The sequence below is a fragment of the Micromonospora sp. NPDC047644 genome, assembly GCF_040704315.1.
Classification (GTDB): Bacteria; Actinomycetota; Actinomycetes; order Mycobacteriales; family Micromonosporaceae; genus Micromonospora.
In genome coordinates, this window is sequence record NZ_JBEYSY010000017.1 from 21287 (window position 1) to 32817 (window position 11531).

General features: G+C 69.6%; 9 protein-coding genes and 1 pseudogene. 3 read left to right on the forward strand and 7 right to left on the reverse strand.

Going from position 1 to position 11531, the window contains the following annotated elements:
- Positions 1–38: 38 nt before the first annotated feature.
- Positions 39–428, forward strand: a complete 390-nt coding sequence (locus AB0877_RS25730) for a chorismate mutase (protein WP_366612060.1) — start codon at positions 39–41, stop codon at positions 426–428.
- A 182-nt stretch (positions 429–610) separates the two neighbouring features.
- On the opposite strand, the gene AB0877_RS25735 is transcribed toward AB0877_RS25730, so the two are convergent.
- The 7 genes from AB0877_RS25735 to AB0877_RS25765 all read right to left on the reverse strand — a co-directional run bounded on the left by AB0877_RS25735 (position 611) and on the right by AB0877_RS25765 (position 8903).
- Positions 611–1624: a dipeptide ABC transporter ATP-binding protein gene (locus AB0877_RS25735; protein ID WP_366612061.1), complete on the reverse strand. Its 1014-nt coding sequence runs from the start codon at positions 1622–1624 to the stop codon at positions 611–613.
- Positions 1617–2645, reverse strand: a complete 1029-nt coding sequence (locus tag AB0877_RS25740) for an ABC transporter ATP-binding protein (protein ID WP_366612197.1) — start codon at positions 2643–2645, stop codon at positions 1617–1619. Before AB0877_RS25740 ends, AB0877_RS25735 begins: the two co-directional genes overlap by 8 nt.
- A 25-nt stretch (positions 2646–2670) precedes the next feature.
- Complete coding sequence (locus AB0877_RS25745) at positions 2671–3639, reverse strand: ABC transporter permease (protein WP_366612063.1); 969 nt, start codon at positions 3637–3639, stop codon at positions 2671–2673.
- Positions 3632–4558, reverse strand: coding sequence for an ABC transporter permease (locus tag AB0877_RS25750; RefSeq protein ID WP_334503812.1), 927 nt, complete (start codon positions 4556–4558; stop codon positions 3632–3634). The genes AB0877_RS25745 and AB0877_RS25750 overlap by 8 nt, the downstream gene beginning before the upstream one ends.
- Before the next feature lie 148 nt (positions 4559–4706).
- Entirely contained in the window at positions 4707–6347 is a 1641-nt protein-coding gene (locus tag AB0877_RS25755; protein WP_366612064.1) for an ABC transporter substrate-binding protein, read from the reverse strand.
- Positions 6348–6948: 601 nt separating this feature from the next.
- Positions 6949–7635: a response regulator transcription factor gene (locus AB0877_RS25760; protein ID WP_366612199.1), complete on the reverse strand. Its 687-nt coding sequence runs from the start codon at positions 7633–7635 to the stop codon at positions 6949–6951.
- 2 nt (positions 7636–7637) lie between these two features.
- Positions 7638–8903, reverse strand: a complete 1266-nt coding sequence (locus AB0877_RS25765; protein ID WP_366612200.1) for a PspC domain-containing protein — start codon at positions 8901–8903, stop codon at positions 7638–7640.
- A 155-nt stretch (positions 8904–9058) separates the two neighbouring features.
- Between AB0877_RS25765 and AB0877_RS25770 the strand changes: the two genes are divergently transcribed.
- The gene (locus AB0877_RS25770; protein WP_366612066.1) at positions 9059–10846 is read left to right on the forward strand and encodes a PspC domain-containing protein; all 1788 of its coding nucleotides are present in this window, start codon (positions 9059–9061) and stop codon (positions 10844–10846) included.
- Positions 10843–11025 (forward strand): annotated as a pseudogene (locus AB0877_RS25775) (hypothetical protein); the annotation flags it as partial. The gene AB0877_RS25770 and the pseudogene AB0877_RS25775, both read left to right, overlap by 4 nt.
- Positions 11026–11531 lie beyond the last annotated feature (506 nt).

The following is an 11531-nucleotide window of genomic DNA, read 5'->3' on the forward strand; positions in this document are numbered from 1 at the left end:
GTTCCGGGCACCGGGCACCACAGTGCGAGAGGTACCCGATGATGACAGACGTGATGGAGCAGAGCGGCGGCCCGACCCGAGCGGGGCAGCCCGCCGTCCAGGGGGCTGAGCCGGTGGTGGCCGCACCAGCGACGGGCGCGGACGCCGAGCCGGCCGAGCAGCAGACCGGCACCCAGGAGCCGTCCGCTTCGGCGCGGATCGTGCAGATCAGGGAACGGATCGACGAGATCGACAACGCGTTGATCACGCTCTGGCAGGAGCGGGCCGCGTTGTCCCAGGAGGTCGGGGCGACCCGGATGGCGTCCGGCGGGACCCGCCTGGTGCTCTCTCGGGAACGGGAGATCCTGGAGCGGTTCCGGGTCGCGCTGGGTGCCGACGGCACCCAACTGGCCCTGCTGCTGCTCCGCGCGGGCCGCGGCCCGCTGTGAGCCGCCCCAGCACGGCCACACCGGGGCCACGGCTACCTGGGTAAGGCCACACCGCCCGTCCCGGGCGACAGCCGGTTTGCTGACACCGCTGTCCGACGCCGCGTGACCGGTCCGGTCAAGACCTGAACAGACGAAAACCGCCTGCCGTCGTCGTGATGACGACGGCAGGCGGTTTCGGTGACTCACACCTCGTGGGTGGCGACGATCTCGCGCTTCTCCGCGAAGTGGCAGGCGCTCGGGTGGTCCGAGCCCCGGCGGATCTCCAGCAGCGGGACCTGCTCGGCGCAGACGTCCTGCGCCTTCCAGCAGCGGGTCCGGAACCGGCAGCCCGAGGGCGGGCTGACCGGCGAGGGCACGTCACCCGTGAGCCGGATGATCGTCTTGTTGTGCCGCTGGGTCGGGTCCGGCACCGGCACCGCGGAGAGCAGAGCCTGGGTGTACGGGTGGGTCGGTCGCTCGTAGATCTCGTCCTCGGTGCCGATCTCGACGATCTTGCCGAGGTACATCACCGCGACCCGGTCCGACAGGTGGCGGACCACCGACAGGTCGTGCGCGATGAAGACGTACGAGAGGCCGAACTCGCCCTGCAGCTGCTCCAGCAGGTTCATGACCTGGGCCTGGATGGAGACGTCCAGCGCCGACACCGGCTCGTCGCAGACGATGATCTCGGGCCGCAGCGCGAGGGCGCGGGCAATGCCAATGCGCTGACGCTGACCGCCGGAGAACTGGTGCGGGTACCGGTTGATGTGCTCCGGGTTGAGCCCGACCAGGTCGAGCAGCTCACGGACCTTGGCCCGGCGGCTGCCCTTCGGCGCCACCTCGGGGTGGATCTCGAACGGCTCACCGAGCAGGTCACCGACGGTCATCCGCGGGTTCAGCGAGGTGTACGGGTCCTGCATGACCAGCTGGATCTGCCGGCGCAGACGCCGCAACGACCCACCGGACAACTTGGAGATGTCCTGGCCCTTGTAGATCACGTTGCCCGCGGTTGGCTTCTCCAGGTTCATCAGCACCCGGGCGAGCGTCGACTTGCCGCAGCCCGACTCGCCGACCACGCCCAGCGTCTCTCCAGCGCGCAGACCGAACGAGACCCCGTCGACCGCCTTGACCTGACCGACGGTCTTCTTGAACACCACACCCTGCGTGACGGGGTAGTGCTTGACCAGGTCATTGACCTCGAGGATGTTCTCAGACACGGTTCACCAGCTCCTCGGCGAAGTGGCAGGCGCTGGCCCGGGCGGGGCCGACCTGCAGCAGCGGCGGGACCTTCTCCCGACACACCGGCTGAGCCATCGGGCACCGCGGGTTGAACGGGCAGCCCGGCGGGATGTTCATCAGGTTCGGCGGGAGGCCCTTGATCGTCCGGAGCTGCTGCCCCTTCTCGTCGAGGCGCGGGATCGAGTCGATCAGACCCAGCGTGTACGGGTGCGCCGGCTTGGCGTACAGCTCGTACACGTCGGCTTCCTCGACGATCCGGCCCGCGTACATGACCGCGATCCGGTCCGCGACGTCGGCGACCACGCCGAGGTCGTGGGTGATCAGGATCATGCCCATCTGCCGCTCGCGCTGGAGCTCGGCCAGCAGGTCCATGATCTGGGCCTGCACGGTCACGTCGAGGGCAGTGGTCGGCTCGTCCGCGATCAGCACCTCGGGGTCGAGCGCCAGCGACATCGCGATCATCGCGCGCTGCCGCATACCGCCGGAGAACTGGTGTGGGTAGTTGTTGAACCGTCCCTTGGCGTTCGGGATCTTGACCTGGTCGAGCATGTCGATCGCGCGCTTCTTGGCCTCCGCGCGGCCCATGCCCCGCCGGACCCGGAACTGCTCGGCGATCTGGAACCCGACGGTGAAGACGGGGTTCAGCGCGGAGAGCGCGTCCTGGAAGATCATCGCGATGCCCTCGCCGCGGATGCGGCGGCGCTCCTCGGCGGACATGCGGAGCATGTCCTTGCCGTGGAAGCGGACCTGCCCACCGGTCACGAAGCCGGGCGGCGTGTCCAGGATGCCCATGATGGTCTGCGCGGTGACGCTCTTACCGGAGCCGGACTCGCCGAGCACGGCGAGGGTCTCTCCCGCGTCGACGTGGTACGTGACTCCGTTGATGACCTTTGCGACGCCGTCCCGGGTGCGGAACTCCACCCGCAGGTCGTCGACCTCGAGCAGCCGGCCGGAGGGACGCCCGGACCGGCCAGGGCCCGACGCTGACTGCTCGGACACGAGAATGTCGGACACTAGATATCCCCTAGCGGAGTTTCGGATCGAGGGCCTCGCGGACCGCCTCACCGAGCATCACGAAGCTCAGCACTGCGGTGACGAGGAACGCGGCGGGGAAGAAGACCAGTCCCGGCGCGACCCGGACGAAATTCTGCCCATCACTGATCATGATGCCCCAGGACACCACCGGCGACTTCAGACCGACGCCCAGGAACGACAGGGTGGCCTCGGCACCGATGAACGAGCCGACCATGATCGTGCCGTAGACCAGCAGCGGGGCCAGGCAGTTCGGCAGCAGGTGCTTGAGGATGATCCGGCCGGTGCCGGCACCCAGCGCGCGGGCCGCCACGATGTAGTCGGCCTCCTTGGTGGCGAGCACCGATGAGCGCATCAGCCGCATCACGACCGGCCAGCTCAGCACGATCAGGGACGCGGTCACCAGGCCCATGATCTTGTTCTTGCTGTTGCCGGCGCCCGAGCCGTTGAAGGTGGTCAGGATGACGATCGCGCCGAGCACGAACGGCAGACCGAAGAAGACGTCGGCGATCCGGCTCAGCAGCCCGTCCACCCAGCCACCGCGGTAGCCGGAGATGATGCCCATGGTGCCGCCGATGAGCAGGGTGCCCAGCACGGAGAGCACGGCGACCTGGATGGACGCACGCGCGCCGTAGATGACCCGGGCGTAGACGTCGCGGCCCTGCACGTCGTAGCCGAACCAGCCATCGGCGGACGGCTTGTTGAGGCTGCGGGACAGCGAGCCGTTGACCGCGTCGCCCGGGGCGAACAGCGCCGGGAAGGCCGCCATCAGCAGGAAGATCAGAATCAGCGTGGCCGAGATCCAGAACAGCGGCTTGCGTCGCAGGTCGCGCCAGGCGTCGCCGAGCAGGCCACGCGGCTTCTCGTTGCTCTGCGGCTGGCCCGCGGTGGCGAGGGCGGCAGAGTCGGTGGGGTGTGCGCCAGGGGTACTGACGATCGATGCGGTACTCGGGTCACTCATAACGGATCCTCGGGTCCAGGGCGGCGTAGAGCAGGTCAACCAGCAGGTTCATCACGAGATAGACCAGCACCAGGACGACCACGATTCCTACCACCGTGGCGCTCTCCTTGGTGATGATCGCCCGGAAGACCTGGCGGCCGATTCCGTTGATGCCGAAGATCCCCTCGGTGACGATCGCGCCACCCATCAGGGCACCGAGATCGGTGCCGAGCAGGGTCACCACCGGGATGAGCGAGTTGCGCAGCAGGTGCACACCCACCACCCGACGCATCGGCAGGCCCTTGGCGATGGCCGTACGCACGTAATCCGCGCGGCGGTTCTCCGCGATGCTCGTTCTCGCCACCCGGGCGATGTACGCCACTGACGCGCTGCCGAGCACGAAGCCCGGCACGATCAGCTCGGACCACCGCATCTCGGAGGAGACGGTCGGCTTGATGATGCCCCACTGCACGCCCAGCAGCCACTGCAGCACGAAGCCGACCACGAAGACCGGCAGCGCGATCAGGAAGAGGGTGGAGACCAGGACCAGGTTGTCCAGGAAACCGTTGCGCCGCAGACCGCTCAGCACGCCGGCGCCGAGGCCGATGATCGCCTCGATGGCGAGCGCCACGACGGCCAGCTTCAGCGTGTTCGGGTACGCGGTCGCGATGATGTCGCTGATCTCGCGTTGCTGGAACGTCTGACCGAAGTCGCCCTGGAGCAGGTTCTTCATGTAGTTGCCGTACTGCACGAAGACGTTCTGGTCGAGGTGGTACTTCTCGGTCATGAAGGCGATGTACTGGTCCGGGCAGCGACGCTCGCCGCACTTGCCGGCGAACGGATCGCCCGGAACGGCCCAGACGAGCCAGTAGATCAGGAACGTCGTACCGATGAAGACCGGCACGAGTTGGAGCAGCCGTCTCAACAGATAACGGCCCATGGGGTGGTCCTCCAGACAGGGGGCGCGTCGGACGGCCGACACGGTGGTGACAACGTGCGAGTGGAGTGTTGTAACACCCAATCGCGGAACGGCCCCGGGTCGGGCTCACCGGATGTGGCGAGCCCGACCCGGGGTCAGACCGTTCGGATCAGAGCTCGACCGAGGTGATGTCGATCTCGCCGACGTTGTTCAGCTCGAGCTTCTTGATCTTCTCCGAGTGGCCGGACTGCTGACCGTAGAAGTAGACCGGGATGCTCGGAACGTCCTGGTCGACCTTCTCGACCGCCTTGGCGAACGCCTCGTGCGAGGCCTCCAGGCTCGGAGCGCCGCTGGCCTGCTTGGCAAGGGCGTCGACCTCGGGGTTGCTGTAGAGGCCGTCGTTCGAGGAGCCGTTGGTCACGAAGAGCGGGTTGACCCAGTTCTCCACGTCCGGGTAGTCCTGCTGCCAGGCGGCGCGGTACGGGCCGGTCATCTTGTGGGCGTTGATGTTCTGGCGGAACACCGCGAAGGTCGGCACACCCTCGGCCCGAGCGTTGATGTTGAGGTTGGTCTTGATCTGCTGCGCGACGGCGTCCATCCAGTCCTTGTGGGCGGAGTCCGCGTTGTAGTAGAAGACCATCTCACCGGTGAAGCCGCCGGCCTCGGCGAGCAGCGTCTTGGCCGTCTCCGGGTCGAACTTGCAGGCGGTGCAGTTACCCGGCTTGGCGCCCGGGGTCAGCGGGTTGGCCCAGCTGTCGGCCGGCTTGCGGGTACCGAAGAAGATCTTGTCCGAGATCTCCTGCCGGTTGACCGCCAGCGACACCGCACGACGCAGCTTCGGGTTCGCGAAGCGCTTGTCGTAGATCGGGAACGCGATGAACGCGGTCGACGGCGTGACGGTCGAGCGGCCCCGGTCAGCGAGGTCGGTCTTCCACTTGTCACCGGCGAGCGCCGAGGTGGGGACAACCTCCATGAAGTCGAGGTTGTTGGCCAGCAGGTCGGCGTAGGCGGCGTTGTCGTCCTGGTACAGCTTGACGTCGACGTCCTTGATCTTCATCTTGTCGCGAAGATTGTAGTCGTCGAAGCGCGTCAGCTTGATGAGGGAGTTGTCCTCCCAGGACACGAACTTCACCGGGCCGTTGCCGATCGGCTTCGTCTTGCCGAACTCTTCCGGCTTCATGGTGAAGAACACGTCCGGCAGCGGCATGAAGGCGCTGTAGCCGAGCTTGGTCGGGAAGACCGCGGTCGGCGCCGCCAGGGTGACCTCGAAGGTCTGGTCGTCGATGACCTTCAGGCCGGAAAGCTTGTCGGCCGTCGGGGCCGGGGCCTTCTTCGGGCCGTCCGCGCCGTCCGGGTCCGTGGTGTAGGTCTGGTCGAAGCCCGCGATGTCCGCGAAGAAGGTGCCGTTCTGCGCACCGTTCGGCGAGTAGGCGGCCCAGTTCCAGGCGTCGACGAAGTTCTTCGCCTTGACCTCGGTACCGTCGTGGAACTTGGTACCGGCCTTGATCTTGATCGTGAAGACCTTGGAGTCCGTGGTGTTGATGGACTCGGCCAGCGCGTTACGCGGGGCCCCACCGTCGTTCGGGTACTCGACCAGGCCGGTGAACAGCCAGTCGATGATCTTGCCGCCACCGGTCTCCGTGGTGTTCGACGGGACCAGCGGGTTCTCCGGCTGGACGCCGTGAACAACGATCGAGCCATCCGTGCTGGCGGCATTGTCGTCGCTGCCGCCGCTCGAGCAACCGCTCGCGACAAGCGCGGCAGCCGCGCTGAGCGCGATGGCGCTCGTCGCCCGCTTCGAGACTCTCATTCCGAGGGGCCTCCTCTTTCTAACCAGGTTCCGTCGTGGGTTTCACGCACGTTTGGGGGTGACACCGCCCGACCACCCCGGGGCGCGGGTCGCCGGGACCACAGGGAAGTTGGGGACACCCCTGATGTTCCGATCCGCCGGGCTCCCCGCCAACGAGGCGTGACACGACGCAATCGACACAGCCACGGGCCGCCGAGATCGGCAGGATCGTGGTCGTGGGGCGTACGGAGTGCCACACACCGATGGTGAGGTGCTGCCACTGTGACACCCACTGGCCTCTTCCGTGAAGGTGCCGTTATCAAGCCGTTAGTTGCCCGCCACGTTGCCGATACTTGAAAAATGATCATAAAACGGTCGACGCAGGCGGCACTGAGCAGGAAATACGTTGCGCCCGCCTGGCAACCCGGCCCCAGCGGGCGCGCACGCCCCACGGCCACTCGGCCCGATGGGACGTGCGTCACCACTCATGTTTCGACCCATCCGGATGAGGGCCCCTACGGCTACCCGGACACGATCATCGGCTGGGCGTACGAGGGCGCGCCGGCGGTTTCTCTGATCTCCGGCGGTGTCGGCGCTGGTCTCCGGCGGTGTCGACGCGCCGTCACACGAGCCGGCGGTCCGCCGCCCAGCGGGAGAGCTCGTAGCGATTGGACATCTGAAGCTTGCGCAGCACGTTCGACACGTGCGTCTCCACGGTCTTGATGGAGATGAACAGCTCCTTGGCGATCTCCTTGTACGCGTACCCCCGGGCCAGCAGCCGCAGCACCTCCCGCTCGCGGTTCGTGAGCTGGTCCAGTTCCGGGTCGGCCACCGGCGCATCCGGACGGGCCGCGAAGGCGTCCAGCACGAACCCGGCCAGCCGTGGGCTAAACACCGCGTCCCCGTCGGCCACCCGCCGGATCGCGGCAGCCAGCTCGTCCGGGGAGATGGTCTTGGTGACGTACCCGCGGGCACCGGCACGGATCAGCCCGATCACGTCCTCCGCCGCGTCGGAGACGCTCAACGCGAGGAACTTGACCTGCGGGTGCGTACGCCGCATCGCCTCCAGCACCGCGCGACCACCGCCATCGGGCATGTGCACGTCCAGCAGCACTACGTCCGGGCCGACGGCGGCGATCCGGGTGACCGCCTCGGCCACCGTGCTCGCCTCGCCCACCACCTCGACGTGGGCGCCCAACTCCGCGCGTACCCCGGCACGGAACATCGCGTGGTCGTCCACCAGGAACACCCGCAGCCGCTCGGGGCGGGCGTTCGCCGGGTCGACGTGCTCGGTCGGCTGCTCGGCCATGGTCATCTGGTCCTCTCCGCTGCGGACGAGTCCCGGGAGATCGGCAGGATCAACCGGACCTCGGTCCCCTCCCCCGGGCCGGACCGGATCTCGGCCCGTCCGCCGTGCCGCTTCATTCGCCCGATGATCGAGCCGCTGACGCCGTGCCGGTGGTCCTCCACCGTATCGGGGTCGAAGCCCTTCCCTCGGTCCCGGACGAAGACGCTTACCTGATCCGGCTCCACCTCGGCGTAGAGCGAGACGGTCAGCACGCCGGCGTGTCGGGCGGCGTTCACCAACGCCTCACGCGCGGCCGCGACGATCGCCCCGACCTTCTCGTCGGTCTCCCGGTCCCCCACCACCACCGTCTCCACGCTGATCGCGAAGGTGTCCTCGACCTCGGCTGCGGCCTGCTCCAGGGCTGCGGCGAAGCGCTCGCTCGGCGAGGCGGTCGGCTTGTAGAGCCAGTTGCGCAGGGACCGCTCCTGCCCTCGGGCCAGCCGCTGCACCGCCTTGACGTCACCCGCGTTGCGCTGGATCAGGGCCAACGTGTGCAGCACCTGGTCGTGCACCATCGCGGCCAACTCGGCCCGCTCCTGCTCGCGGATGCGCCCCTCGCGCTCCGAGCGGAGCTGGCTGTACGTCCGCCAGAGCACCGGCGCGGCGACCACGCCGACGCCCGCCAGCCCGACCAGCGCGAAGATCACGCCGTTGATCACCGCGTCGAAGTTCTGCGCCGGGGAGTAGACGGCCGCGACGCCGATGATGCCGACCGCGACCAGGATCCCCCCGCCGATGAACCGGAGCACGAAGGCCCGCCGGTCGCTCTCCTCGACGACCGCGCCGAGCCAGGGCACCGGCATCGCGTCGCCCCACTGTCGCCGCCGCTCGGGCGCGGACTGGTGCCAGATGACGCCGGCGCCGACCGCGATGATGGCCACCAACCAACCGGCGGTGCCCGCCGCGCCGACCGAGTCGAAGACCATCACCTGGATCAACAGGACACCGAGCCCGATCCCCACGAACGGCAGGAGTTGGGCGACGTCCCGCCGGGGCGGCACCGCGGTGTCACCGGGACGCAGCGGCACCACCGCCCAGAAGGCCGCGTAGAGCAGCAGGCCGAGCCCGCTCAGCCCGAGCAGGACCATGAACGCGACGCGCACCCGCAGCACCGAGATGCCGAGATGGTCGGCGATACCGGCGGCGACGCCGGCGGCCATCCGGTGCTCCGGGGCGCGATACAGGCGCGGGGGCGAGGTCACGGTGCTGATCGGAGGCTCCCTGGTCACGGTGGCGGACAGGTCGAGGTCGGTGACTCGATCGTCACACGCTGCGGCGTCCACGACCACGGGGACGCCCCCGACATTCCGGCCGCCGGATCTCAGGGTGGGGTCAGGGTCGGGTCCTGAGGTCGTTCGGGTGGACCGGGCAGCAGGATCGAAGCATGACCGAGGAAGCTGCCCCGCCACCCCGACCGGGGTCGGCACAGCCGGGCGGTTCAGCACCGCCCCCGCCCACCACGCCCGCCGAATGGACCGAGCCCATCACCTTCGGTCCGCACGCCGGCACCGACCCGACCGCCGGCACCGTGCCCGGCGAGCCGGCCGGCGGCCACACGCCGCCCGCGGCGGGCCACGGCCCGGGCCCGGGGTTCGCGGCGGGCACCGGCTACGGCCCGGGCGGCACGCCGCCGGGGCCGGGTGGTCCCGGTGCGTCCGCGCCGCCACCGCCGCTGGGAGGCACCGGCTTCACCTCGCGGTACGGGCTGGTCCGCCCGCGCGAGGGGCGGTACCTGGCGGGTGTCTGCGCGGCGATCGGGCGCGCCACCAACACCGATCCGGTGCTCTGGCGGGTGCTGCTCGCGGTGCTCGGGTTCTTCGGGGGCATCGGCATCCTGGTGTACGTCGCCGCCTGGCTGATCATCCCGAACGAGGGCGACACCGCGTCCCCCGTCGAGTCCATGCTCGGTCGTGGTCGCTCCAGCATGTCCCCGGTGACGGTGATCGTCCTGGGCATCCTGGTCGCGGCCAGCTTCGCGTACATCGTCACCGACGCCTTCCGCGCGGTGCTGCTCGGCGCGGCCATCCTGGTCGCCGGCGCGCTCCTGCTCAACCGGGACGGCCGCAACCCACGGCCCGGCACCCCGGGTGGTCCGCCGCCCGTACCGTTCGGCAACCCGGCCGGTCCGGTCGTCCCACCGGTGACCTGGCCCGCACCGTCGTATGGCGCTGCGCCGTCGACCGGCCCGGCGGCGACGCCGCCGATGTTCGGCACCGGTCCGGAGTACGCCACCGCGACGACGGGGCCGGCGCCCACGGTCACCGTCCCGGCGTACGACGCGCCACCGACCAGCGCGACGCAGCCGGTGTCCGGGGTCGGCCCGACGTCCGGGCAACCGGCCGGCACCACGGCCGCCCAGCCCGGCTGGCCGAGCACCGCCATGCCCAGCGTCGGCTGGCCATCCGCTCCGGTGAGCAGCACACCCACTGCGCCGGGCAGCCATCCGACCGCCCCGCCGCCCTCCGGTTTCCGCCCTCCGTTCGCGCCGCACGGCCCGTACGCGTCGCCGCCCCCGGCCCCGCCTCGTCCGGCCAAGCCACCGAAGCCGCCGAAGCGCCCCAAGGAGCGCTCACCGCTCGGTGCGGTGACCTTCTCGCTGATCTTCCTGGTACTCGGTCTGGTCGCCCTGCTCGACCTGCTGGACGTCTTCGCCGTCAGCGCCTCGGCGTACTTCGCGGCCGCGCTGGCCACCATCGCGCTGGGCCTGCTGGTCGGCACGTGGTTCGGGCGGGCGCGCTGGCTCATCGCCCTCGGTCTGGTGACAGCGGCGGCGCTGGGTACGGCGACCGTCGCCGAGTCGTACGACCGGATCCGGGGGGTCGACGGCGCGGTGACCTGGGCACCCACCGACCACCGCGACCTGGCGGACCGGTACGAGAACAGCTTCGGTGACGCCGTGCTCGACCTACGCGGGATCAACTTCGCGAAACGGGACAGCCAGGTGACAGTGGCCGTCAACTTCGGCCAGGCGACGGTGGTCGTACCGCCGAACGTGGACGTCACCACGGTGGCCGACGTCAACGCGGGCGACGCCAACATCTTCGGCAACCGTTCCGGCGGGCTGGACGGCCGCCTGCGGGAATCCACCGACGTCGGCGCGGACGGGCCCGGTGGCGGGACCCTGCGCCTCTACGTTCATGTCAATGCGGGCAACCTGGAGGTGACCCGATGAAGGCTCACCGCACGGATCTGGTGTCGTTCGCCTTCGGGCTCGTGTTCCTGGCGCTGTCGGCCTGGTGGCTGCTCGCCCAGTTGCTCGGGCTCGCACTGCCACCGGTCGGCTGGTTCCTGGCCGGCGCGCTCATCCTGATCGGGGTCTTCGGGCTGGTCGGCGCGCTGCGCTCGGCTCGACCGAATCAGCCGGAGCCCATTGCCGAGGCCGGCGCCGCCGAGGCCGCCGCACCCGTGTCGGGCGCGTCCGTTTCCGGCTCACCAGTTTCCGGCGCGTCCGTCTCCGGTGCCGCCCTGCCGGTCTGGGAGGCCGAACGGTCCACCTGGGACACTCCCTCCTCCGACCCGACGCTCATCTCGGACCCGACGCTCATCTCGGACCCGACGTCGCAGACGCCGACCACCGAGGTACGGGCGCAGAACGTGCCGACCACCGACGTGATTCACCCGGCCTGGCTGGCACATCCGCCGGCGGAGCCGTCGACCGAGCCCATTCCCGGCGACGGAGACGACGAGCCGACCATCGGGAACCTCGCCCGCCCGGCCTCGTCCGAGGGGGACGAGCCGACCCGGTCCGACGAGCCGGTCGGGACCACCGGCGACCAGCCGGGTGACGAGCGCGAGGGTCCGCGCAGGCAGGTCTGACCCCGGGCATCCGTCCGCGTCGGTCCACCGCATCACCACGG